Genomic DNA, 22,676 nt, shown 5'->3' with positions numbered 1-22,676 from the left:
TTCCGTGCCATCCGGGCGGCTGGCCGCGCCCCTGCAAGGGAGGGTCGCGGTCTGCAGGCGCCCGCCGCAGCGGGCGCCTGCCTGACTCACGCCAGCGCCTTCCGCCGCCGCGCAAGGTGCAGCGCGACTTCCACCGCCGCCAGCCCCAGCATCGACAGGCCGACCAGCGGGAAGAACACGCCCGCCGCCACGGCCATCAGCAGCAGCGTGCGGGGAAAGCGCCAGTCGGTTGGCACCTGCGGCACGCCGAGCGCGCCCGAGGGGCGGCGTTTCCACCACATGGCGGCGCCCGACACGCAGAGCCCGACCATGGCGAGGCAGGCCAGAAGCAGGACGATCTGGTTCACCAGCCCCCATTCCTGCCCCATGTGGACGGAAATGCCCCATTCGGCCCAGCGGCCGAGCGTGCCGAGGTCGGCAAGATCCGCGTCGTAGAGCACCGCGCCGCTGTATTGGTCGAGGTGGATCACCCGCTCATAGGTGATGTCATCGGGATAGACCGAAGCGGTGAACACGCCCGCCGGCCCCCTCGCCATCGACACGGAATAGCCCGGCACGATGCCAAGGCCCTCCACCGTCGCGACCACCTGGTCGAGCGTCTGGGGGACACCCTCTGCCGCCGACGACATCGGCACCGGCTGCTTCTCGATGATCCAGGGCGCGCGATCGGTGGCCTCGGAAAGCGGCACGGTCGAGCTCGGCAGGCCGGACCAGTAGCCCTCGGGCATCCCGAGCTCGAGGGCATTGGCGTATTCGTAGAACTTGCCGCCCCAGATCGCCGACCAGGGCAGACCGGTCAGCGCGAGGAACACGATGAAGACCCCTGTGTAGAGGCCGGTGACCGCGTGCAGGTCGCGCCACCAGGGACGCCCCCGCCTGGCCTTGATGGATGTTGTCCCGAGCCCCCGCCCGCGCGGCCACCACAGGTAGATGCCGCTGGCGACCAGCAGCACCATCCAGCCCGCGGCCATCTCGATGAGCCGGTTGCCGAGCCAGCCGACGTACTCCAGCGAGTGCAGCTTGCGCACCACGTACATCGCCGGGCTGCCCGCGGCGCCGCCGTCCCAGAGCGTGCCCAGCACCTCACCGGTGTAGGGATTCACGTAGACCGTATCCTTCAGCCCATCCGCGCCGAGAATGTCGATCTCGGCGCTGCGGGTCGCGGAGGCGGGCGGGGTGTAGGCCTTGAGCTCGCCCGGATGCGCCTCGAGCGCGGCGGCGGCGAGGGCCGAGGGCGCGCGCTGCGCGGTGGCAGGCTCGACGAAGCGCAGGCGGGAATAGGCCGCGTCGTTGATCTCGTCCTTGAAGAGGTAGATGCCGCCGGTGATGGCCAGGATCAGCACGAAAGGCAGGATCACAAGACCGGCGATGAAATGCCAGCGCCATACGGCGCGGTAGAGCGCGGCCGAGGCGGCGCGCGAGGTCGTTTCCGTCATGAGAAGAGTCCGATTGTCCCGGCCTCGTGCCGGGCAGGAGAGAGAGGCCCCGGGCGGCGCAGCCGCCGGGGTCTGGGTGTCGCGAAAGCCGGCACGGGGCCGTCAGACGCAGACCGGGGGCGCCCTTGGGGAATGACGGAGGTTGCGGGCCTGCGCGGCCCGATGGAGATCGTTGCATCGGCGCCAGGCGTCATGCGGCTCGAGCAGGACGTGCCGGCCATCAGGGGCGCTCGACGGCGCTTCGGGTAAGCCGTGGCAGAGCGGGCAGTGGTGATCGTGGCCGGCCTCGTCGCCACAGAGCTCGTCGATCGAGCCGCCAAAAAGCAGGGCGTAAGCCTCGATCTTAACGGTCTCGCGATCCGGCGCCATGCGTGCCGCAGACACCACGCTCGACAGCGCCAGCAGCACGCCGAGGGACAGGATCACCGCAAGAGAAGCCCGATTTCGCATGGCAGCCTTGTGGCACGTGGCTGCCGCCGGGGGAAGATCGGAATTGGACCTTGCGGCCCGCGCCCTAGAGCGGGGTGATCTCCAGCGTGACGCCGGGATCGGGGCGCACGGTCATGTGCATGATCGGCTCGGGGCGCGGCCCTTTCGGCGCGAAGCGGTAGCGTGACAGCAGCGTGGCGAGGATGATCCCCGCCTGCATCATTGCGAAATTCGCCCCGACGCAGACCCGCGGCCCGGCGCCGAAGGGCAGGTGCAGGTAGCGGTCCCGCTTCTGGCCTTGGGCAAAGCGCGTGGGGTCGAACTGATCCGGCCGCTCCCAGTAGGCGTGATGGCGATGCAGCGCCCAGGTGTTGACGAAGATCGTCTCGCGCGGGCGGATCTCGCGCTCATAGAGCGTGTCGGCGGCGCGCACGGTGCGCGCCAACATACCCACCGGGGGATAAAGCCGCATGGTCTCGTCGAGCACCGCGGTGATGCCCGGCATGCGCTCGAGCTCCGCGTGGCCGCAGCGGCCGCCCTGCAACACGTCCCGCGCCTCGTCCCGCGCGCGCGCCTGCGCCGCCTCGTCATGGGCCAGCAGGTAGAGCGCCCAGGCCAGCGACAGCGCCGTGGTTTCATGGCCAGCGACGATGAAGAACTGCATGTTGTGCAGAAGGTCCTTGGGCGACATGGTGCGGCCGCTCTCGGGATCCCGCGCCGCGAGCATGTGGTCGAGCAGATCGTCCGCCTCGCCCGTGGCCTGACGCCGCCGCGCCTCGATCGCGCGGGACACCATGGCGTGCATCGTCTTCACCGCGCCCCGCCCGAACAGCTCGGCCGGGCGGGGCACCCAGGGCGGCACCTCGAGGAAATCCAGCAGCGAGGCGCGGCCGACGGTGAGGAAATAGCGGGTGATCGCCTCGCCGTAGGCCTCGGCATCGAAGTGTTCGCGCCCCGACAGCGCCACGTCGCAGATCACGTCGAAAGTGGCCGACAGCATCTCGGACACCATCTCGGCGCTGCTCTGGCCGGCAAGGCGGTCGCAGGCACGTTCGGCGGTGGCGGTCATCACCGGCGCCAGAGCCTCGACGTTGCGGGCGGCGAAGACCGGAGCGATGGCGCGGCGCTGCCAGCGCCACTGCGCGCCCTCGGAGGTGAAAAGGCTGTCGCCCACCGCCGGGCGCAGCATCCGCAGCATGACCTCGGATTTGGGATAATTCTCGACGTTATCGAGAAACAGCCGCTTCATGCCCTCGGGGCCCTGCACCATGTGCCAGCGCGCGTGGCCGGTGGTGCCGGTGACGATGGGCTGGGTGTAGGCAATAGCGGGGATGATCCGCAGCACGTTGCTGCGCGCGGCCCGGAGGCTTGCGAGCATTCCCAGCGGCTCGGTCGCCGGTTCGATGCGCGGCGGCAGCGTCTGCGTCATGTGTCCTCCCGGGGCGGATAGGGAAAACCTATGCCCTGCGCCGCCGCGATCAAGTCATCGACAGGCAGGGCAGCCCCCTGCGTTCAGAGCCGGACCTTGCAGCTTTGCCCCGCCGTGCAGAAGGCGCCACCGCGTGAGGGCTTCTTGGGATTTAATGCACAATGATTCCGCGAGCTAAGCTCAAGCTTTATTTCAATTAGAAAACATACATTTATCCAATGTATGGAGCGCGCCATGGGACCAATTCACGCGCACCTGAACATCAAGCAACCTGTCCGGGAGATCGCGCGCGTGCTGCAGCGCTCGAAGGTCACGATTTATCGCGGGTCCAGTACCGGCGCGCGTATCGGCGCCGGGGCGATGGTTCCACGGACAGCGAGTTCGCCGGCCAAGGGGTTGCCGCCGCGCAGCGAGAACGGCAGAAACTTCGGACAGAGGGCGCGATACGGCAGATCTTTTCATGCAATCCATTAGATAAAGACAATGAGCGATCCGTCCGGGAGTCCCCCGGTCGGGCTGCCGGCCAGCAACGGAAAGAAGTGAGCATGAGCGTTCAAGACCAGTCCGACCTCGCGCTGCCACCGGGCAGCGCCGAACTGATGCCGCCGGAGGCTCTTGCCCGCCACCGCGCCTTCATGCGCCGAGAGGCGCCGAAGGTGGAAAGCGACTGGATGCAGGTCGACACCTACAAGGCCAGGATCGAGCCGGTGGATGCCTCGATGATCGACCGGCTGCACGAGCTGACGGTCAGCGTCTTCTGGCCGCATCGCGCCTCGGACATCGAGCTGGTCCTGGCACTCGGCACTGGCTACCTGGCGCTGGACGAGATCGGGCGGCCACTGAGCTCCGTCATGGGCTTTCCGAGCGACGATGATTTCACGATGCTGGGGATGATGGTCACCACGCCGCGGCTGCAGTCGCAGGGCACTGGCGGGCGGCTGCTGCGCCGGGCGATGACCGAACAGGCCGGCCGCGACCTGCGGCTTTCGGCGACGCGTCAGGGCTACCGCCTCTACGAGAGCGCGGGATTCACGCCGGTGCGGCTGGTCTACCAGCACCAGGGTATGGCGCGGGCGATCCGCCCCCCCGAGCCGGTGCAAGGTGTGTCGGTGCGGCCGATGCAACCCGGCGACATGGCGGCGATCCGGGCGCTCGACGCCCATGCCTTCGGCGCGCGGCGGACCGTGACCCTCGATGCGGTGCTGGGTGTCTCCGAGGTGATCGTGGCCGAGCGCGGCGGCGAGGTCGAGGGCTACGCGATGATGCGCAACTTCGGCAAGGGGCGGGTCATTGGCCCACTGGTGGCCGAGCAGGACGGCATCGCCATGCAACTCGCCGCCGAGTTCATAACGGCGCATGAGGGCGAGTTCCTGCGCCTCGACACGATCATCGAAAGCGAGCGCTTCGAGGCCTTCGTCTCGGCCGCCGGTCTCGGGGTCTACGACACGGTCACCGACATGCGCTACGGCCGCCTGCGCCGCGCGCAGAGCGGGCCGATGACCTACGGTCTGGCGATGCAGTCGCTGGGCTGAGCATCTAGACCAGCGACAGAGGGGGGCTGGGGCCCCCTTCGCGTATTCAGGAAATCCGGTCCTTCAGGCCGAAGTACATGCCTACCAGCGGCAGGAACCACGGCTTGCCGGAATGCAGCGGCACCTTCGGCCAGTCGAGCCCCTGCAGCGGGTTGGTGTCGGTCCGGCCCATCGCCATGTCGGCAAGGACCTGCCCCATCAGCGTCGAGATCTGCGCGCCGTGCCCCGAGTAGCCCATGCCGTAGATCATGCCGTCGGCCTCGCCCGCGCGCGGGAAACGGTCCTTGGTCATGCCGACCATGCCGCCCCAGCAATAGTCCAGCTCGACCTTGCCCATCTGCGGGAACATCTGCGTCAGCGCGGCGCGCAGCACCTTGCCCGACTTGGCGTCCGAACTCTGGTCCGAGGTCGCCGAGAAGCGCGCCCGCCCGCCGAAGATCATCCGCTTGTCCGGCGACAGCCGGAAGTAGTTGCCGATGTTCATCGAGGTGACATAGGTGCGGTTGCCCGGCAGCGTTGCGGCGATCTCGGCATCGCTGAGCGGGCGGGTCGCCACGATGAAGGAGCCGACGGAGATGATCCGCTTCTTGAAGAACCCCAGCGGGGCCGTGCCGACGCTGTTCGAATAGGCGTTGGTCGCGGCGATCACCCGCTCGGCGCGGATCGTGCCCTTGGGTGTCTCGATCAGCCAGCCGCTGCCCTCGCGTCTGCGCCCGGTGACCGGGGCCTGTTCCCAGATCTTCGCGCCGTGGCGGTGGGCGGCCTCGGCCAGTCCGGTGACGTAGCGGCCCATGTGCATCATCGCCGACTTGCCGTAGAGCATTCCGCCGTGGAACTGGTCCGACCCGATCTCGCCCTCCAGCTCGTGCTTTTCGAGGAACCGCGTGTCGGCGTCCACCTCGCGGTGGATCGTCTCGAAATTGGCACGCAGCGCCGCGACATGGCTGGCCTTCGAGGCGAGCTTGAGCTTGCCCGAGCGGCGGAAGTCGCAGGCAATGCTTTCCTCGGCGATGACCTCCTCGATCATGTCGATCGAGCGGTCGTAGGCCTGCCAGAGCGCCTTGTCCCGCTCCGCGCCGAGCTGCGCCTTGGCCTCGCCGTAGCCATGGGCCAAGCCGTTGTTGAGATGCCCGCCGTTGCGGCCCGAGCCGCCGAAGCCGACGTGGCGGGCTTCGAGCACCGCGACGCTCACCCCCTCGCGGGCCAGCTTGCGCGCGGCGTTGAGGCCGGTGAACCCGGCCCCGATGGCGACCACGTCGACCTTGCCCTCGACCGGGCCCGGCTGGGCCGAGGCAAAGGGGGTCGAGGTGGCGTGCCAGTAGGACTGATATTGCATCGCAGTGCTTTCGTTTCAGCGGTGATTACAGGCCGACGACGCCGGGCAGCCCCGAGATATCCTTGATCTCGGTGTAGCCGTAGAAGAGGTTTGCCGGCTCGTGGCCGCGGTTGACCCAGACCTTATTCTTGATCCCCAGGTCATGCGCGGTCATCAGGTCGTAGCGGAACGAGGAGGAGACGTGCAGCACGTCTTCCGGCCCGCAGCCCAGCTCGTCGAACATGTACTCGAAGGCGCGCATCTGCGGCTTGTAGGCCTGCGCGCTCTCGGCAGTAAACACATGTGCGATCGGCGCGCCGAGCTTCGCGATATTGTGCGGGATCTGGTTGTTCATCGAGTTGGTGAGCGCCACCAGCGGGATGTGCGGGGCGATCTTGGCAAGGCCGGCGGGGACGTCGGGGTTGGGACCCCAGGTTGGCACGCGGTCATAGATCTTCGCCGCGATCTCGGGATCGAAGGCGACGCCGTTGCGCTTGCAGGTGCGCTCCAGGGCGTTGTGCACGACCTCGGCATAGGGCTTCCACGCCCCCAGCACCTCGTCCAGCCGATAGGCCGAGAAGTCGCGGATGAAGACCTCGATCTTTTCGGCTCCAAGCTGCTCGCCGTAGAAGTCGCGCGCGGCGCCGGCCATGTCGAAGTAGATCATCGTGCCGTGACAGCCGAAGGTGATGAATTTGGGGCGGAAGGTCATGTCAGTCTCCGGGGTGCGTGATACCAACATCTTGACCCGCCCGCCGCGACAGCGCCTGCCGCGTTTCGCGCTCTCAGCGCAGAAAATTGCGTTTGTCGCGCGGATCGCGGCACGGTCTGCCGCGCCGCGCGCGCTTTCGGTGACCGGCGCGTGGCGTGGCGGGGCATTTTGTGGTGAATGCCCTTGAGACCAACACCGGAGACTCCCATGGCCCTGCTCGTACCCGTTGAAACCGCTCCAACTTTTGCCGCCAAGGAAGGCACCGCCGCGCCCGACCGCCTGATCGAGGGTGCGTCCGCCTTCAAGACATGGGAAATCGACACCGCGCTGGCCGAAGCCGCCAACTGGGGCAAGATCCGCACCGGCGTCTGGGAGGCCACCGAGGGCAAGACGATCTCGATCAAGGGTGAGACCTTCGAGTTCTGCCACATCCTGTCGGGGCGCTGCGAGATTGCCGAGGACGGCGGCGAGAGCCAGGTTTTCGGCCCCGGCGACAGCTTCGTGCTGAAACCCGGCTTCACCGGCACCTGGAACACGCTCGAGACGGTGCGCAAGATTTTCGTGATCGCCTCCTAATGCGGGCGGTGGAGATCCTCGAAAGGCTCGTCGCCTTTCCCAGCGTTGTCGGCACCTCGAACAGGGCGCTGATGGAGTACGTCGCCCACTACCTTTCGGAGCACGGCGCGCGGGTCACCCGCCTGGTCGGACCCGAGGGCGACCGCGAGAACCTCTTTGCCACGATCGGCGATCCCTCGCTGCCGGGCTACGTCCTGTCGGGGCACGTCGACGTCGTCCCGGCGCAGGAGCCGGGCTGGGTCGGGGACCCCTTCGTGCTGCGGCGCGACGGTGCGCGGCTGATCGGCCGCGGAGCCTGCGACATGAAAGGCTTCGATGCCGCCGTGCTCGCCGCGGTTCCGGAGCTTATGGCGATGCCGCTCAAGGCGCCGGTGCACATCGCGCTCTCCTACGACGAAGAGGCGGGCTGCCGCGGCGTGCGGCACCTGCTGGCGAAACTGCCGGAGCTTTGCGCCGCGCCGCTTGGCTGCATCGTCGGCGAACCCTCGGGGCTGGTGCCCTTGCTCGCGCACAAGGGCAAGGCGGCGCTGCGGCTGGTGGCGACGGGCGTGTCGGGCCATTCATCGCGTCCCGACCTGGGACAAAACGCGATCCACGCGCTTACGCCGGCACTTTCTGCCGCCGTCGCGCTGGCCGAGAGCCTGACATCGGGGCCGCGGGACGCGCGCTTCACGCCGGCCCATTCGACGGTGCAGATCGGCACCGTTGCGGGCGGGCAGGCGCTCAACATCATCCCGGACCGCGCCGAGGCCTGCATCGAGGCGCGTGCCATCCCCGGCGTCGACCCGCGGCAGATCCTCGCGCCGCTTGCCGGGATGCGAGGGGTCGATGCCGAATGGCTGTCGGATTACCCGGCGCTGGCGCTCGATGCGGACCATCCGCTTGCGGTTCTCGCCTCCGAGATCTCGGGCCATGCGCCGCTTCAGGCCGTGTCCTACGGCACCGAGGCGGGGCTCTTCCAGCAGGCAGGCGTGCCCGCGATCGTCTGCGGCCCGGGTGATATCGCGCGGGCGCACAAGCCCGAGGAATATCTCACGGAGCCCGAACTGGCCGGTGCGACCGAGATGGTTCTCGCGCTCGGCCGGCGTCTCTGCTGAGCGCGGCATATCCTGCGGCGGCCTTTGGTCGCCGCAGGGAAAACTGCCGTGCGCGCGGCGGATCAGGGCGAACCTGCCGCCCGCCGTGCGCTAGCCTGACCCCGACACGACATGACACAGAGACCCCCGATGACCGCTGCCTCCCCCCTCGCGGCCGATGCGCCCGAGATCCTCCTCGCCCCGTTTTCGCCCGACCACCTGACCGGTGCCCTTCGCCTCTCGCGCGAGACAGGCTGGCCGCACCGTGCCGTCGACTGGGAGCTCACGCTCTCGGTCTCGCAGGGTGTGGTGGCATTGCAGGGGAACGAGGTGGTGGGCACCGCGCTCTGCTCGCTCTTCGGCGAGGTGGCGGCGATCAACATGATCATCGTCGATGCGCGGATGCGGGGCAGGGGTCTCGGCCGCAAGCTGATGCAGGCGGTGCTCGAGATCGGTGGCACCCGTGAATTGCGCCTTACCGCCACCGCCGACGGGCTTCCGCTCTACGAGAAGCTGGGCTTCGAGGCGACGGGCGAGATCTTCCAGCATCAGGGCATCGCCAAGGCCGCCGCGCCGGAGTTGCCGGTTCAGGTGGGGGCCAAGGCGGATGCAGCCGAACTCGCTGCCATGGACCGCGCCGCCAGCGGCATGGACCGGGCGACCCTCATCGCGGGGATCGCGGACCGCGGCGAGCTTCTGCGCGCCGAGGGCGGCTTCGCCCTCCTGCGAGAGTTTGGACGCGGCAGGGTGCTGGGGCCCGTCGTGGCGCAGGACGCCGCGACCGCCCGCGCGCTGATCGCCGCCGGGGCCACGCGCTGCGCCGGGCAGTTCCTGCGCGTCGATCTCGCGGATGCCGCGCTTGCGGCCCATGCCGAAGCGCTCGGCCTGGCCTACGTGGGCGGCGGCACCGCGATGAAGAAGGCGGCCCGCGCCGCCGCCGAGACCGATTTCACAACCTACGCCCTCGCCTCGCAGGCCCTGGGCTGACCTTCCGGAGAGCGTCATGCTGACCAATTCCCTCGTCGAGCTGGACCGCCAGCACCTTGTCCACCCGGTCTCGTCCTTCCGTGGCCACGAGGCGCGCGGCGTGCGCGTGCTGCGCTCGGCCAAGGGCGCGACCGTAACAGATGCCGAGGGTCGCGAGCTGATCGACGGCTTCGCCGGCCTCTGGTGCGTCAACGCCGGCTACGGCCACGAAAGCGTTGTCGAGGCCGCCGCCGAGCAGATGCGCAAGCTGCCCTATGCGACCGGATATTTCGACCTCGGCGCCGAGGCTCCGATCCGGCTTGCCGCCGAGCTGGCCGAGCGCAGCCCGGGCGATCTCAACCACATCTACTTCAGCCTCGGCGGCTCGGACGCGGTGGACAGCACGATCCGCTTCATCCGCTACTACTGGCACGCCAAGGGCCAGCCGCAGCGCGACCAGTTCATCTCGGTCGAGCAGGGGTATCACGGCTCCACCACCATGGGTGCGGGGCTGACCGCGCTGCCCGGCTTCCACGAGGGCTTCGGCGTGCCCTACCAGTGGCAGCACAAGATCTCGTCGCATTACATCTACCGCAATCCGCTCAGCACCGAGCAGGGGATCGTCGATGCCTCGGTCGCCGAGCTGAGGGCCAAGGTCGCCGCCATCGGTGAGGACAAGGTTGCCGCCTTCTACATCGAGCCCATTCAGGGCTCGGGCGGGGTGCTGGTGCCGCCGAAGGGCTGGGTGAAGGCAATGCGCGACGCCTGCGCCGAATTGGACATCCTCTTCGTGGCCGACGAGGTCATCACCGGCTTTGGCCGCACCGGGCCGCTCTTTGCCTGCGCGGAAGAGGGCATCGTGCCCGACCTCATGACCACGGCCAAGGGGCTCACCTCGGGCTACGTGCCGATGGGGGCAGTCTTCATGCGTGACCACGTCTACGAGACCATCGCCGAGGGCGCGGGGGCCAAGGCCGTGGGCCATGGCTTCACCTACTCGGCGCATCCCGTGTCGGCGGCGGTTGCGCTGGAAGTGCTGCGCCTCTACGAGGGCGGGCTGCTCGAGAACGGCCGGGAGGCCGGGGCGCGGCTGATGGCGGGACTCGAGACGCTGCGCGATCACCCGCTGGTCGGCGACGTGCGCGGGCGCGGCATGCTCGCCGCCGTCGAGCTGGTCACCGACAAGGAGAAGAAGACGCCGCTGCCCGCTGCCGTGCAGCCCGCCACCCGGCTTTTCGACCGGGCCTGGGAGCAGGGGCTCATTGTGCGCAGCTTCGCGCAGGGCATCTTCGGCTACGCGCCGCCGCTCTGCTGCACCGACGCGGAAATCGACGCCATCGTAGAGCGCACCCGAACCGTGCTCGACCTGACGCTGGAAGACCCGGAAATCCTCGCGGTGCTCGCCTGATGGCGCTGCTCTACCTTTCCACGGCGGAGCGCGCCGAGGTCTGGAAGCCGCTCTTCGACGCGGCGGGCGAGGAGATGATCGTGGGCGAGGCGGCGGTGACCGACCCCGCCGCGATCACCCATCTCGTCTGCTGGCTGCCGCCGCGAGATCTGCGGCGCTACCCGAACCTCAAGGTGGTGATCTCGACCGGGGCGGGCGTCGACCAGATGCCCGCCATGCCCGAGGGCGTCAGCCTCGTGCGCACGCTGGCGCCGGGCATCGAGGAGATGGTCCGCGATTGGGTGGTGATGGCCACGCTGATGCTGCACCGCGAGATGCCCATCTACCTCGGCCAGCAGCGCGCGGCGGAGTGGAGGACCCGCCCGGTGCCGCTCACCCGCGGCACGCGGGTCGGCATCATGGGGCTGGGGCGGATCGGCCTTCTGGCCGCGGGCACCCTGCGCGGCATGGGCTTCGACGTGGCCGGCTGGTCGCGTTCGGGCCGTACTGCGGAGGGAATCGAGGTCCACGGCGCCGGGGCGATGGATGCCTTCCTCGCGCGGAGCGACATCCTGATCTGCCTGCTGCCGCTCAACGCCGAAACGCGCGGCCTGATGGATGCCGCCTTCTTCGCGAAGCTGCCGCGGGGCGCCAGGCTGGTTCACGCGGGCCGCGGCGCGGAGCTCGACATGGCGGCGCTGAAGGACACGCTCGATGCCGCGCAGCTGGCCTCGGCCATGATCGACGTTACCGACCCCGAGCCGCTGCCCGCGGATCACTGGGCCTGGGCCGATCCGCGGCTGGTGATCACCCCGCATGTGGCGGCCAACACCGACGCCCGCGAGGGCGCGCGCCACGTGCTGGACGTGCTTCGCGCCAGCCGGGCCGGCGAGCCGCTTCCGGGGCTCGTCGACCAGGAAAGGGGGTACTGAAACACCTCTCCGGGGCGCGGTGCGAACATTCCGCGTGCCGGGGTGATACAGAAAAATACGCCGCCCCTCTGGCTGCTTTCGGAGTTTCCGCGGTGCCATCTCTGGGGAAGCTCAATGCAACGGGGATCGGCGAGACCCGCAAGGCCAGAAGCAAATTCTGCGAAAGGCCCGCGTCCCGGCACGGATCAAGGCGCACCTCCCGTGCCGGTGCATGGCAGAAAGGACTGCCGAGATGGCAACGACGACCGCCGTGTCACCGCTGACTGCGTTCAGCTATGTCAGCTTCGACGTGATCGGCACGCTCATCGACTTCGAAGGCGCGCTCAAGGAAGACCTGGCCGCCATCGCCGCCAGGGAATGCGTGGACATCGACGGGGAGGGAGCGCTCTCGGTCTCCCGCGATGCCCGCTACGAGCCGGGTGCGGGCCTCTTCCCTGACGACCTCAGCCTGCCCGACACCTAGGACGACCGCCAGCTGATGATCGACACCGTGGGCGAGGCGCAGCCCTTCCCCGACAGTGCCGAGGCGATGGCGAGGCTCAAGGCGCGCTAAAAGCTGATCGCAATGACCAACGCCCGCCGCTGGGCCTTCGAGAAATATGCCGAGAAGCTGGGCCAACCGTTCTGAGCGGGCTTTACGACCGACGGCACCGGCTGCGAGAAGCCGAACCCCGACTACTTCCACAAGGTCTTCGCCTACGTGCAGAAGGACGGCGTCTCGAAGGACGACATCCTGCACACGGCGGAGAGCCAGTACCAGGACATCGGCATCTCGCGCGAGCTCGGCATGACCAACGCTTGGATCCAGCGCCGCCACGCGCAGAAGGGCTACGGCGGCACGATCGATCCGAAGGAATTCACCGAGCCCGACTACCACTTCCACGCGCTGATCGAATTGGCCCTCGCGGCTGACGAGGCCTTCGGCGTGTAGGTCCGCAAACCAACCGGTTCGAGGCGGCGGCAAGACCGCCAGGGCCAATCAAACCATCACAACAGGGAAGCACGACATGACCAAGACCCCCACCAACTGGACCGGCCGCGATGACGCGATGGTCGAGCACATGATCCGCCGCGGCGCCTCGCACCGGGATCTTCTGAAGATGCTGATGTCCTCTGGCGTCGCTGCGCTCCTAGGTCGAGGAAACCTTCGGCGCCTAGATCATCCCCGAGGGGATGAACCTGCGTGACTACCCTGTCAGCTACGACGAGCTGGAGCCGTTCTTCACGCAGTTCGAGAAGGTCGCGGGCATCTCCGGCTACGCGGGCAACCTCAACGGCGAGATCCGCGAAGGCGGCAACCCCTTCGAGGGCTGGCGCTCGGAAGATTTCCCAATGCCGCCGCTGCCGACGACCTACGACAGCTCAAAGTTCCGCGACGCCGCGTCCGCCATGGGCTACCACCCGTTCCCGGCCGGGGCAGGGATCGCGTCCACGTCCTACGTGAACCCCTATGGCATGCAGATGGGACCGTGCAACTTCTGCGGCTTCTGCGAACGCTACGGCTGCTACCAGTACTCCAAGTCCTCGCCGCAGACGGCGATCCTCGGCGCGCTGAAGCGCATGCCGAACTTCGAGTACCGGACCAATTCGGAGGTGCTGCGCGTGGAACTGGCCGAAGACGGCAAGACCGCGACCGGCGTCACCTACTGGGACGAGGCGGCGCAGGAAGAGGTCTTCCAGCCTGCCGACATCGTCATCCTGTCGAGCTACCAGCTCAACAACGTGCACCTGATGCTGCTCTCGGGTCTGGGCGAGGCCTACAACCCGCTGACCGGAGAGGGCACGCTCGGGAAGAACTACGCCTACCAGATGAACGGCGGCATCTCGATGTTCGTCAAGGACGAGGAATTCAACCCCTTCGTCGGCCACGGCGCCAACGGCATGGTCATCGACGATTTCTCGATCAGCCAGAACGACTTCGGCGCCGAGGGCTTCATCGGTGGTTCCTACTGGCGCTCGGGGACCTTCAACGGCCAGCCGATCCGCAACATGCCGCTGCCCAAGGGCACGCCGAGCTGGGGCGCGGGCTGGAAGCAGGGCATCGGCGAATGGTACGGCCACGCCATGTCGATCGGCTCGCACGGCTCGCATATGGCCTATGCCAACAACCACCTCGACCTCGATCCGACCTACACCGACCGCCACGGCCGGCCGCTGATGCGCATGGCGTTCAACTGGCACTACAACGACCTGAAGATGAACCAATTCATGAAACGCAAGATGGAGCCGCTGGCCGTCTCGATGAAGCCCGACGTCATGCAGGCCGGTTTCAAGGACATCGGCGCGCAATACGACGTGCGCCCCTATCAGACCACGCATAACACCGGCGGTCACATCATGGCGGAAAACGCCCGCGAGGGGGCGGTCAACCGCTACAGCCAGACCTTCAAGGCGCACAACGTCTTCGCCATGGGCGCCGGCAACTTCGTGCAGAACACCCAGTACAACCCGACCGGCCTCGTGGGCGGTCTGGCCTATCACACGGTGCACGCGATCCGCACGCAGTACCTGTCGAACCCCCGTCCGCTGGTCTGAGGAGAATGCAGATGAAGACTTTCCTCCGCATCATCATCGGCGGCCTGGCCGTGCTGGGCATCATCGCCCTGCTGGCCTTCATCTTCGTGCCGGTGCAGACCAGCACGCCCGCGCAGGAGCTGGCCGCCGACTGGCAGCCCGAGCCGGGGCAGGGCGAATACGTCATGCACGCCTCGGACTGCGTCGCCTGCCACACCGCCGAGGATGGCGCGCCGCTCGCCGGCGGTCGCGCCATCGCCTCGCCCATGGGCACCATCTGGTCGACCAACATCACCCCCGACGCCGAGACCGGCATCGGCGAGTGGTCCTATGACGAGTTCCGCGCCGCCATGTTCGACGGCATCGCCAAGGGCGGCACGCATCTCTACCCGGCCATGCCCTACGAGAACTACCGCCTGATGCACGAAGAAGACATCCGCGCCCTCTACGACTACATCATGGCCGAGGTGGCGCCGGTTCAGAACGAGGTGCAGGAGACCCAGTTGAAGTTCCCCTTCAACCTGCGCTTCGGCATCCGGGCCTGGAACTGGCTCGCGCTGCCCCATGACGCCGGTTTCAACCCCGTCGGCACCTCGGACCTGCAGGACCGGGGCCAGTACCTCGTCGAGGGCCCCGGCCACTGCGCCGCCTGCCACAGCCCGCGCACGGCCTTCATGGCGCAGGACGGCGTGACGGCGGACGAGCCGAGCTTCCTCGCCGCCGGGATCATCGACGGCTGGAACGCCCCCGCCCTGCGCGGCGAGGGATCGGCTCCGCAACAGTGGTCGGTCGAGCAACTAGCGGCCTATCTTGCCACCGGCCGCAACGCCCACTCCACCGCCAACGGCGAAATGGGCCTCGTGGTCGAGCACTCGCTGCAGCATCTGGCCGACGCGGACAACATTGCCATGGCCGCCTTCCTCAAGGGGATGGACGGGGGAGAGGTCGAGGCTCCCGAGACCTTCGCCGCAAAGGGTCTGGGTTCGATCGAGGTCGCCGGCGCAGATGACGCCGGCGAGGCGACCGCGACCATGCTGACCGAGGCCGACCCGGATATGCCGCTCGGCGCGCGCCTCTACAGCGACAATTGCATCGGCTGCCACTTTGCCAGCGGCAAGGGCGCGGCCGAGATCTTCCTCGAGCTGCAGGACAACCACCTCGCCACCGGGTCGGAAACAAGCCGCTGATCTCGGTAATCCTGAACGGCGCCGAGGTTCCTGGCACCGCGAAACGTCCGATGACCCTGCGCATGCAGGGCTACGCGGATCGCATGTCGGACGAGGAAGTCGCCGAGTTGGCCAGCTGGCTGCGCAAGGCCTGGGGCAACGACGCCGGACCGGTGAGCGCCGCCGAGGTTGCCGCGGCGCGGAACGCCGACGCCAGCCATTGAGCTTGCAGACAGAAGAACCCGGAGGGGCCGAAATTCCGGCCCCTTTTCTCATCCTTTCGGCGGTTCAAAACTTCTCGCCATCCCGTTTCTCGGTTCCGGGGGCCAGCACCCTGTCGAGGCCGGTCGCGCAGATAGGTTTCCTCCGCGAACGGCTGAACCACTGGGACCGCATTCTTCATTTGCTCCGCCATTCGGCGCTGTACAGGCGAGTGGTGAGTGGGAAGATATCTTCCGTCTCCCCGAGAGCAGCCTGACACCCTGTTTGCCCCGTCTGGAGCGCGACTGGTCCAACGGCTGCCGGAATGGCGACGAGCGCAAGCCGATGACTACCAAGAAAGCCTCTACGTCGTAAGCGAATGGGCGGCGCGCCAGCGCCGAGCCGGGCAAGGCAGACGCTCTCGTGGCCGCTCGAATTGAGGCCCCGCTTCCGCCGCTGTCCGCATCGCGGGTGCTGGTCGACAAATTCAGTGCGGTGGCTCGCAACGGGACACCGACTGAGCGTAGCGCCTGGCTCGTCGACGCCGAGACCAGCATGGTCGCCAGCTTCGCAAGGATTACGCTGCAGTCGCGGCAGCGCTCCGCGCGCCCTGGCTGAACGGACAGCCAGAGGCCAGACCAATCGACTGAACACCCTCAACCGTCAGATGTATGGCGGTGCGTCCAGATCTCGGGGCGCACCGCTGCGATCGTCATCAGACCCGAACACCCTCGGCGTTGAAGAGATGCAACGCCTGCTCCGGGAAAGAGACGCAGACCTTTGGTCCCGGGTCGAGCCAGAGACGGTCATGGGTCAGGACCTTGAACACTTCTCCCGCCAGCGTCAGGTGCAGGATGATACCGTGGCCCGTCGGCTCGACCAGATCCACCGCGGCTAAGAGGCCGTCGGAGCCCGCCGGTGACAGCACCACGTGCTCGGGCCGGATCCCAAGCGTCGCCTCCCCCATGGCCGCGGGCATCGTCTCGGGCAGGGCGACCCTGCGGCCGTCGTGCAGGTGCAGGTGGCGGTCGGCGATGTTGCCCTTGAGGAAGTTCATTCCGGGCGAGCCGATGAACCCCGCGACGAAGAGATTGGCGGGCCGGTCATAGAGATCAAGCGGCGTGCCGACCTGCTGGATGTGACCACCGTGCATGGCGACGATGCGGTCGGCGAGCGTCATCGCCTCGACCTGGTCGTGGGTGACGTAGATCGAGGTCGCGCCCAACTCGCGGTGCAGCTTGCGGATCTCGGCGCGCATCTGCTCGCGCAGGCGGGCGTCGAGGTTCGACAGCGGCTCATCGAAAAGGAAGGCCTTGGGCTGGCGCACGATGGCGCGGCCCATGGCGACGCGCTGGCGCTGGCCGCCCGAAAGCGCCTTGGGCTTGCGTTCGAGCAGCGCGTCGAGCCCGAGCTTGGAGGAGGCCGCGCGCACCTTCTCAGCGATCGTCGGCTTGTCGGTCTTCCGCAGCCGCAGCGAGTAGCTCATGTTGTCGGCCACGCTCATGTGCGGGTAGAGCGCGTAGCTCTGGAACACCATGGCGATGTCGCGGGCCTTGGGGGGCAGGGTGTTCATCACCTTGTCGTCGATGCGGATCTCGCCGCCGGTGATCTCCTCGAGCCCGGCGATCATCCGCAGCAGCGTGGACTTGCCGCAGCCCGAGGGTCCGACCAGCACGATGAACTCGCCGTCGCCGATCTCGAGGTTGATGTCGTCGAGCACGCGGATCGTGCCGTAGTTCTTGCTCGCGGAGCGGATTTCCATCGTGGCCATGCGGTTATCCTTTCACGGCGCCGGCGGTCATGCCTTGCACCAGGTAGCGTTGGATGAGCAGGAAGAAGAGGCAGGCGGGGATCAGCGCCAGCACGCCAGCGGCCATCATCTGCCCGTAATCCACCGAGAACTTCGACACGAAGGTCAGCAGCCCGACCGGGAAGGTCGCCTTCTCGCTGCCCGAGATCAGCATCAGCGCAAAGATCATCTCGGACCAGGCGGCGGTGAAGACGAAACCCAGCGTCGCGGCCACTCCCGGTAGCGCCAGCGGCAGGATGATGTGGCGGAAGGCGGTGAACCGGTCCGCGCCGTCGATCATCGCGGCCTGCTCGAGGTCCGAGGGGATGCCGTCGAAGAAGCCCTGCATCAGGAAGGAGGCGAAGGGCACGTTGAAGGCGGTGTAGACGATGATAAGCCCGGTCAGGCTGTTGGTCAGCCCGAGCGGCGAGAGGATCTTGAAGATCGGCGCCACCAGCATGACCAGCGGAAACATCTGGGTGATCAGCAGCAAAGCCGCGATCCACAGCTTGCCGCGGAACTGGAAGCGCGACAGCGCGTAGCCCATGAGCGCGGCCAGCACGGTCGAGATCACCGCGGTCGAGCCCGAGACGATCAGGCTGTTGGCGAAGAACCGGGGAAATTCGCTGTTGGCCAGCACGAAGCGGAAGTGTTCCAGCGTCGTGCTCGAGGGCCACAGGCGCACGCCCTCGGAATAGAGCAGGTCGTTCGGCGTGACCGAGACCTTGAGCAGCCAGAACAGAGGAAAGAGCGCAAAAGCGATGAAGCACAGGATGGCCGCGCGATGCGCCAGCGTGGCGAGGAGTCGGGTCGCGGTCATGTCACTTGTCCCTGTTCGAAAGCTTCTGGCGCAGCACGAGGATGACCATGGAATAGGCCAGCAGCAGCGCCAGCAGCACCAGCGCGACCGCCGAGGCATAGCCGAAGTCGAGCCGCTTGAAGGCCTGGGTGAAGATGTAGCTGGCCACGGTCTGGGTACGGTCGGCTGGGCCGCCGTTGGTCATCACGATGATCAGGTCGGCAAAGTTGGCGACCCAGACGGTGCGCAAGAGCACGGTGATGGCGATCACCGGCGCGAGGTAGGGCAGGGTGATCGAGAAGAACCGCTGGATCGGCGAGGCACCATCGATCGAGGCGGCCTCGTAGAGATCCTTGGGGATCGACTGCAGCGCCGCGAGCAGCGTGATGGCGAAGAACGGGATGCCCCACCAGGTGGCGGCGAGGATAGGCCCCCACATGGCGATGCTCGGATCGGCGAGGATGTTCGAGGGCTCGTCCATCAGCCCCAGCGCGGTCAGCCAGTGCGGGATCGGGCCGATCACCGGGTTGAACAGCCAGGCCCAGTTGAGGCCCGCAAGGAAGGTCGGCACGGCCCAGGGCAGGAACACCAGCGATTGCGCCAGCCCGCGTCCGGCGAAAGGCACGTTGAGCAGCAGCGCGAGGATCAGACCAAAGGCGAGCTGGAAGAAGACGCTGGCGCCGGTCCACCACAGGGTGTTGCGCAGCGCCCGCAGGAAGGCGTCGTCCTGGCCGAGCGCCTTGAAGTGCTCGAGGCCGACGAAGCCGCCGGAGAAGGGGTTGAGAAGCTGGATGTCCCGGAAGGCGTAGGAGATGCCGAGGATCAGCGGCACCAGCATCACGGCGGTGATCAGGATCAGCACCGGGGCGCAATAGAGCCAAGGCTCGAGCGTTCCGGCAAGGCGCTGACGCAGCGGACGCCGATAGGTGGTGGGGATGGGTGTTGCGGTCATCTGTCCTCCGAGCGCAGAGGGGGGCCGGACGCGCACGCCCGGCCCCGGCGTCAGGTTACTTGGCGAGGTGCTTTTGTTGCGCCTTGGTCAGGTAGGCGGCCCATTCGCTTGCAAGCTCCTGCGGGGTGATTTCCCCCAGCAGCGCCTTCTGCCCCGAAGCGATGGCCAGCGAGTCCTTGAAGTAGGCAAATTCCTCGAGGTAGGTCGGCATCACCGTCGGCACGACGTTCTCGTCGTCAAGCTGGTCGAACCATCCCTTGAAGGCGGGTGCAGAGTAGAACTCGTCTTTCTCGGCGGACTTCAGCACCGGCAGCGCGCCGATCGTCTTGTTCCAGGCGATATTGCCCTCGGGTCCTTCGAGTGTTGCAATGAGATCCCAGGCGAGGTCCTTGTTCTCGGAAGCGGACATCATCGACCAGCCGGCGTAGCCGATGGTGGTGAAGGCCTTGCCGTCCGGGCCCTTCGGCATCGAGATGACGCCGTACTGGTCTTCGGACATGCGCTCGGCGATGGCGATCAGCGCGTCGGGATCCTGGTCGAGGAAGGCGCAGGTGCCCGAGTAGAAGCCCGCGACGATCTCGTTGAAGCCCCAGTTCACGCTGTCCTTCGGTGCTAGACCGTCCTTGTAGAGGTTGATGTACCACTCGAGGCCCTTGACCCAGCCTTCGCTGTCCATCGTCGAGGTGCCATCTTCGTTGAAGAAGGTGTTGTCACCCGCCATCGTGGCGCCCGCCATCATCCAGCCGTTGAGGCCGCCCGGGCCGCCGCGCATGCAGTAGCCGGACTTGCCGGGCAGGGCCGAGATCGCCTCGGAGGCGGCGCGGAACTCCTCGAGCGTGGCGGGCGGGGCATCCACACCTGCCTCGGCGAGCAACTCCTTGTTGTAGAACAGCGCCCGCAGGTAGAGCCCGTAGGGCAGCATGTAGGCCGTGTCGTCGATGTCGCGGCCCAGCTCCAGTGCGCGATCCGTCATGTCAGAGGCGTTTTCCCAGTCGGCGAGATAGGGCTCGAGGCTCTCGAGGAGGCCGTTGTTGGCATAGAGCGACAGCCAGGTGTCGGGCATCTCGACCACGTCGGGCAGATCGCCCGCCGAGACCATGGTGGCGAACTTCTGGAAGGCTTCGCCCCAGGGCAGCGAGATGATCTCGACCTTGGTGTCGGGGTGCGCCTCTTCGAAGCCGGCGACGATCTGCTTGAGCGTCTCGGTGCGGGCCGGGCTGGTGATCACCTCGACGAGACGCAGCGTGGTCTCGGCGCTCGCCGCGCCACTTGCGGCCACAAGCGCGAGGGCGCTGGCACTGAGCAGGTTCTTCAGGGTCTTCTCCCTGTTGATTGTCTGTTGGTGGTCTGTTGGATTGGCGCGGCCCCGTCAGGCCGCCACCGCAGGTTATTGCGCGGCCTTGACCGCCGCCGGCTCTTGCGCGGCGGCAATCGCCGCGGTCAGGTCGGCCCACAGCGCCTCGGTGCCCTCGAGCCCGATATGCAGCCGGACCGAGCGCGAGGAGATGCCGAATTCATGGGCCGAGTTGGGTCTGGCCTTCTGCTCGAGCACGACATCTCCGGGCACCACGAGGCTCTCGTGCCCGCCCCAGCTGACGCCGAGCTTGAACAGCTGCAGCGCATCGCAGAAGCGGCGCAGGTCGATCCCCTCGCGGAAGACGAATGAAAAGAGCCCCGTGGTGCCGCGCAGCCCCGGCGGCAGCGGCGCGAGGCCGGGGTGCATGACGGTCTCGACCACGTCGAGCGCCGCAAGGCGACGGGCAATCTCTAGCGCGCTGTCCTGGTGGGCGGCGACGCGCAGCGGCAGGGTGCGCAGCCCGCGCAGCAGCAGCCAGGCGTCCATCGGCGCGATGCGGCCGCCGAGGTAGGGGTAGATCTCGCCCCGCACCCGGTCGACGTTCTCCTTCGAACCGGCGATGACGCCGGCGACGACGTCGCTGTGCCCCCCGATGTACTTCGAGGCCGAATGCACCACCAGATCGACACCCAGCTCGATCGGGTTCTGGAAGACCGGCGTCGCCCAGCTGTTGTCGATCACCGAGAAGACACCGTGACGTTTCGCGGCAGCGGCGAGCGCGCCGACGTCGAGCGGTTCCATCACCCAGCTTGTCGGGCTTTCGAGGTAGAGAAGTTTCGCGCCGCGCAGCGCCGCCTCGACGGCCTCGGGGTCGGTGCCGTCGACGTAATCGACGGTGATCCCCATGCGCGGCAGGTAGGTCCCAAACAGGCGGAACGCATCGGGGTAGACGTTGCGCACCGCCACCACCCGGTCGCCGGGCGCGACATTGCTCAGCACCGAGGCCGAGATCGCCGCCATCCCCGAGGCGAAGGCCAGCGCGTCCTCGGCCTTTTCCAGCTCTGCCAGTTTCTCTTCGAAGGCACGGACGGTGGGGTTGAGGCCGCGGCTGTAGATCGGACGGGTGATCTCGCCGCGATAGGCGGCGATCATCTCGTCGTAGCTGTCGAAGGTGAAGAGCGAGGTCTGCACGATCGGCGGGACCACGGCATTGAGGATGCTGTCTCGGTCGTGGGCGGCGATCAGCCGGGAGGCCTCGTAGAGGTCGTTCATGGGCGCATGTTCCTGATGTCCTCCTCGACCACGTCGAGGATCTTGCGTGTTTCTTCCGCCGCCGCCGCCGTGTCCCCGGCGCAGATCGCGTTGAAGAGGGTGCGATGGTAGGGGAAGGAGCGGGCGGCAAAGTCTTTCCGGTCGAAGGGGCGGTCCCAGAACCGTTCGAGGATGTCGTGCATCTGTTCCAGCAGCTGCCGGAACAGCGGATTGTGTGCGGCGTCGTAGATCGTCATGTGATAGGCGAAATCGGCCTTGCCGCTGCCGCCCTCGCGGTGATGGGTGCGCTCCATCTCGTCGAGCGCCACCTCCATGCGCCGCATGTCCTCCTCGGTGCGCCGGCGCGCGGCGGCGACAGAGGCCTCGATCTCGATGCCGCGCCGCACCTCCAGCGTCATCAGCAGCGCCTCGGCCAGCCCGTCTGCCGAAAGGCTGAGCGGCATGTAGACCGTCTCCGCCGAGATCTGCCGCAGCAGATAGGTGCCCGAGCCAATCCGCGCCTCGACGATGCCGAGCGCCGAGAGCTGGCTGACCGCCTCGCGGAGGCTCGATCGTCCGACCTTCAGCGCGGCGGTCAGCTCGCGCTCGGGCGGCAGCCGGTCGCCGGGCTGGAGGTTCTTCTGTGCAATGTAGCGCGCCAGGACATCCATTATCTGGCGGCTCCGCCCGATGGGAGGCAACGCGGTAAGCGCGTCATCGGGGGCGTCTGCGGAGGGAGGAGTGTCGTTCATATTGGTAATAGGTCAGACCAATTGGAGTCGCGCAACAGTTTTTGTGTGCCCGCTGCTCTCCTTGCGGCGGGCCGGCTGCATGTTGATCTCCACCCAGAACTGATGGGGTGGATACCCCCTCCCGACGGCATCGCAATGTGCCAAGGTGATGTGGGTCACATCACA

Annotated in this window: 23 protein-coding genes; 12 read left to right on the top strand and 11 right to left on the bottom strand. The window is 67.4% G+C overall.

Translation table 11 applies throughout. The features are described from left to right. Positions 1-86: 86 nt before the first annotated feature. The 3 genes from G0D83_RS16995 to G0D83_RS16985 all read right to left on the bottom strand — a co-directional run bounded on the left by G0D83_RS16995 (position 87) and on the right by G0D83_RS16985 (position 3,294). Positions 87-1,436: a PepSY domain-containing protein gene (locus tag G0D83_RS16995; protein ID WP_164195938.1), complete on the bottom strand. Its 1,350-nt coding sequence runs from the start codon at positions 1,434-1,436 to the stop codon at positions 87-89. A gap of 102 nt (positions 1,437-1,538) precedes the next feature. Then, positions 1,539-1,886 (bottom strand): hypothetical protein, encoded by a 348-nt coding sequence (locus G0D83_RS16990; protein ID WP_164195936.1) that lies wholly within the window; start codon positions 1,884-1,886, stop codon positions 1,539-1,541. A gap of 64 nt (positions 1,887-1,950) precedes the next feature. Next, a complete protein-coding gene (locus G0D83_RS16985; RefSeq protein WP_164195934.1) occupies positions 1,951-3,294 on the bottom strand; it encodes a cytochrome P450 in 1,344 nt (447 codons plus the stop codon). Between the two features lie 545 nt (positions 3,295-3,839). On the opposite strand from G0D83_RS16985, the gene G0D83_RS16980 reads away from it, so the two are divergent. Beyond that, a complete protein-coding gene (locus tag G0D83_RS16980) occupies positions 3,840-4,826 on the top strand; it encodes a GNAT family N-acetyltransferase (protein WP_164195933.1) in 987 nt (328 codons plus the stop codon). A 46-nt stretch (positions 4,827-4,872) separates the two neighbouring features. Here G0D83_RS16980 and G0D83_RS16975 read toward each other — a convergent pair whose 3' ends face one another. Continuing rightward, positions 4,873-6,162: an FAD-binding oxidoreductase gene (locus G0D83_RS16975; RefSeq protein WP_164195932.1), complete on the bottom strand. Its 1,290-nt coding sequence runs from the start codon at positions 6,160-6,162 to the stop codon at positions 4,873-4,875. A gap of 25 nt (positions 6,163-6,187) precedes the next feature. Further along, positions 6,188-6,853 carry a haloacid dehalogenase type II gene (locus G0D83_RS16970; protein ID WP_164195931.1) on the bottom strand — a complete coding sequence of 222 codons (666 nt, stop codon included), beginning with the start codon at positions 6,851-6,853 and terminating at the stop codon, positions 6,188-6,190. 207 nt (positions 6,854-7,060) lie between these two features. Between G0D83_RS16970 and G0D83_RS16965 the strand changes: the two genes are divergently transcribed. The 11 genes from G0D83_RS16965 (at position 7,061) to G0D83_RS32250 (ending at position 15,694) form a co-directional block, all read left to right on the top strand. Beyond that, a complete protein-coding gene (locus G0D83_RS16965; RefSeq protein ID WP_164195930.1) occupies positions 7,061-7,429 on the top strand; it encodes a cupin domain-containing protein in 369 nt (122 codons plus the stop codon). Then, positions 7,429-8,526, top strand: a complete 1,098-nt coding sequence (gene argE, locus G0D83_RS16960) for an acetylornithine deacetylase (protein WP_164195929.1) — start codon at positions 7,429-7,431, stop codon at positions 8,524-8,526. The genes G0D83_RS16965 and argE overlap by 1 nt, the downstream gene beginning before the upstream one ends. Before the next feature lie 129 nt (positions 8,527-8,655). Next, the gene (locus G0D83_RS16955; protein ID WP_164195928.1) at positions 8,656-9,492 is read left to right on the top strand and encodes a GNAT family N-acetyltransferase; all 837 of its coding nucleotides are present in this window, start codon (positions 8,656-8,658) and stop codon (positions 9,490-9,492) included. A gap of 16 nt (positions 9,493-9,508) precedes the next feature. Further along, entirely contained in the window at positions 9,509-10,879 is a 1,371-nt protein-coding gene (locus tag G0D83_RS16950; RefSeq protein ID WP_164195927.1) for an aspartate aminotransferase family protein, read from the top strand. Further along, positions 10,879-11,790 carry a glyoxylate/hydroxypyruvate reductase A gene (locus G0D83_RS16945; RefSeq protein WP_164195926.1) on the top strand — a complete coding sequence of 304 codons (912 nt, stop codon included), beginning with the start codon at positions 10,879-10,881 and terminating at the stop codon, positions 11,788-11,790. Before G0D83_RS16950 ends, G0D83_RS16945 begins: the two co-directional genes overlap by 1 nt. A 232-nt stretch (positions 11,791-12,022) precedes the next feature. Then, entirely contained in the window at positions 12,023-12,253 is a 231-nt protein-coding gene (locus G0D83_RS32260; RefSeq protein WP_235939699.1) for a hypothetical protein, read from the top strand. A gap of 237 nt (positions 12,254-12,490) precedes the next feature. Continuing rightward, positions 12,491-12,721 carry a hypothetical protein gene (locus tag G0D83_RS32255; protein WP_235939702.1) on the top strand — a complete coding sequence of 77 codons (231 nt, stop codon included), beginning with the start codon at positions 12,491-12,493 and terminating at the stop codon, positions 12,719-12,721. Positions 12,722-12,797: 76 nt separating this feature from the next. Beyond that, positions 12,798-12,977 (top strand): hypothetical protein, encoded by a 180-nt coding sequence (locus G0D83_RS16935; protein WP_164195918.1) that lies wholly within the window; start codon positions 12,798-12,800, stop codon positions 12,975-12,977. Continuing rightward, positions 12,964-14,325, top strand: coding sequence for a GMC family oxidoreductase (locus tag G0D83_RS16930; protein ID WP_235958116.1), 1,362 nt, complete (start codon positions 12,964-12,966; stop codon positions 14,323-14,325). Before G0D83_RS16935 ends, G0D83_RS16930 begins: the two co-directional genes overlap by 14 nt. Positions 14,326-14,336: 11 nt before the next feature. After that, positions 14,337-15,491, top strand: coding sequence for a cytochrome c (locus G0D83_RS16925; protein WP_235958114.1), 1,155 nt, complete (start codon positions 14,337-14,339; stop codon positions 15,489-15,491). Between the two features lie 50 nt (positions 15,492-15,541). Beyond that, on the top strand, positions 15,542-15,694 hold the full coding sequence (locus tag G0D83_RS32250; protein WP_235939712.1) for a hypothetical protein: 153 nt from the start codon (positions 15,542-15,544) through the stop codon (positions 15,692-15,694). 692 nt (positions 15,695-16,386) lie between these two features. Here G0D83_RS32250 and G0D83_RS16920 read toward each other — a convergent pair. From G0D83_RS16920 to G0D83_RS16895, 6 genes are all read right to left on the bottom strand, one after another. Beyond that, positions 16,387-17,442, bottom strand: coding sequence for an ABC transporter ATP-binding protein (locus G0D83_RS16920; protein WP_164195924.1), 1,056 nt, complete (start codon positions 17,440-17,442; stop codon positions 16,387-16,389). A 4-nt stretch (positions 17,443-17,446) separates the two neighbouring features. Beyond that, positions 17,447-18,280 carry a carbohydrate ABC transporter permease gene (locus tag G0D83_RS16915; protein WP_164195922.1) on the bottom strand — a complete coding sequence of 278 codons (834 nt, stop codon included), beginning with the start codon at positions 18,278-18,280 and terminating at the stop codon, positions 17,447-17,449. Position 18,281: 1 nt separating this feature from the next. Further along, positions 18,282-19,211, bottom strand: coding sequence for a carbohydrate ABC transporter permease (locus G0D83_RS16910; RefSeq protein WP_164195921.1), 930 nt, complete (start codon positions 19,209-19,211; stop codon positions 18,282-18,284). Between the two features lie 55 nt (positions 19,212-19,266). Beyond that, positions 19,267-20,490, bottom strand: coding sequence for a sugar ABC transporter substrate-binding protein (locus G0D83_RS16905; protein WP_370457253.1), 1,224 nt, complete (start codon positions 20,488-20,490; stop codon positions 19,267-19,269). Between the two features lie 108 nt (positions 20,491-20,598). Then, the gene (locus G0D83_RS16900) at positions 20,599-21,780 is read right to left on the bottom strand and encodes a PLP-dependent transferase (protein WP_164195920.1); all 1,182 of its coding nucleotides are present in this window, start codon (positions 21,778-21,780) and stop codon (positions 20,599-20,601) included. Further along, positions 21,777-22,430, bottom strand: coding sequence for a FadR/GntR family transcriptional regulator (locus G0D83_RS16895; protein ID WP_235958112.1), 654 nt, complete (start codon positions 22,428-22,430; stop codon positions 21,777-21,779). The genes G0D83_RS16900 and G0D83_RS16895 overlap by 4 nt, the downstream gene beginning before the upstream one ends. Positions 22,431-22,676: the final 246 nt, after the last annotated feature.

The organism is Salipiger sp. PrR003 (assembly GCF_010500785.1).
In the GTDB taxonomy this organism is placed as follows: Bacteria; Pseudomonadota; Alphaproteobacteria; order Rhodobacterales; family Rhodobacteraceae; genus Salipiger; species Salipiger pacificus_A.
This window is presented reverse-complemented; position numbering and strand designations above follow the sequence as displayed.

Bases quoted from the DNA above. Each gene is read 5' to 3' on its own strand.
- G0D83_RS16955 (WP_164195928.1), top strand. From the start codon at position 8,656: ATGACCGCTGCCTCCCCCCTCGCGGCCGATGCGCCCGAGATCCTCCTC.
- G0D83_RS16970 (WP_164195931.1), bottom strand. From the start codon at position 6,853: ATGACCTTCCGCCCCAAATTCATCACCTTCGGCTGTCACGGCACGATG.
- G0D83_RS16950 (WP_164195927.1), top strand. From the start codon at position 9,509: ATGCTGACCAATTCCCTCGTCGAGCTGGACCGCCAGCACCTTGTCCAC.
- G0D83_RS16925 (WP_235958114.1), top strand. From the start codon at position 14,337: ATGAAGACTTTCCTCCGCATCATCATCGGCGGCCTGGCCGTGCTGGGC.
- G0D83_RS16975 (WP_164195932.1), bottom strand. From the start codon at position 6,162: ATGCAATATCAGTCCTACTGGCACGCCACCTCGACCCCCTTTGCCTCG.
- G0D83_RS16995 (WP_164195938.1), bottom strand. From the start codon at position 1,436: ATGACGGAAACGACCTCGCGCGCCGCCTCGGCCGCGCTCTACCGCGCC.
- G0D83_RS16985 (WP_164195934.1), bottom strand. From the start codon at position 3,294: ATGACGCAGACGCTGCCGCCGCGCATCGAACCGGCGACCGAGCCGCTG.
- G0D83_RS16935 (WP_164195918.1), top strand. From the start codon at position 12,798: ATGACCAAGACCCCCACCAACTGGACCGGCCGCGATGACGCGATGGTC.
- G0D83_RS16980 (WP_164195933.1), top strand. From the start codon at position 3,840: ATGAGCGTTCAAGACCAGTCCGACCTCGCGCTGCCACCGGGCAGCGCC.
- G0D83_RS32250 (WP_235939712.1), top strand. From the start codon at position 15,542: ATGACCCTGCGCATGCAGGGCTACGCGGATCGCATGTCGGACGAGGAA.
- G0D83_RS16910 (WP_164195921.1), bottom strand. From the start codon at position 19,211: ATGACCGCAACACCCATCCCCACCACCTATCGGCGTCCGCTGCGTCAG.
- G0D83_RS16900 (WP_164195920.1), bottom strand. From the start codon at position 21,780: ATGAACGACCTCTACGAGGCCTCCCGGCTGATCGCCGCCCACGACCGA.
- G0D83_RS16965 (WP_164195930.1), top strand. From the start codon at position 7,061: ATGGCCCTGCTCGTACCCGTTGAAACCGCTCCAACTTTTGCCGCCAAG.
- G0D83_RS16920 (WP_164195924.1), bottom strand. From the start codon at position 17,442: ATGGCCACGATGGAAATCCGCTCCGCGAGCAAGAACTACGGCACGATC.
- G0D83_RS16990 (WP_164195936.1), bottom strand. From the start codon at position 1,886: ATGCGAAATCGGGCTTCTCTTGCGGTGATCCTGTCCCTCGGCGTGCTG.
- G0D83_RS32260 (WP_235939699.1), top strand. From the start codon at position 12,023: ATGGCAACGACGACCGCCGTGTCACCGCTGACTGCGTTCAGCTATGTC.
- G0D83_RS16895 (WP_235958112.1), bottom strand. From the start codon at position 22,430: ATGGATGTCCTGGCGCGCTACATTGCACAGAAGAACCTCCAGCCCGGC.
- argE (WP_164195929.1), top strand. From the start codon at position 7,429: ATGCGGGCGGTGGAGATCCTCGAAAGGCTCGTCGCCTTTCCCAGCGTT.
- G0D83_RS16930 (WP_235958116.1), top strand. From the start codon at position 12,964: ATGAACCTGCGTGACTACCCTGTCAGCTACGACGAGCTGGAGCCGTTC.
- G0D83_RS16915 (WP_164195922.1), bottom strand. From the start codon at position 18,280: ATGACCGCGACCCGACTCCTCGCCACGCTGGCGCATCGCGCGGCCATC.
- G0D83_RS16945 (WP_164195926.1), top strand. From the start codon at position 10,879: ATGGCGCTGCTCTACCTTTCCACGGCGGAGCGCGCCGAGGTCTGGAAG.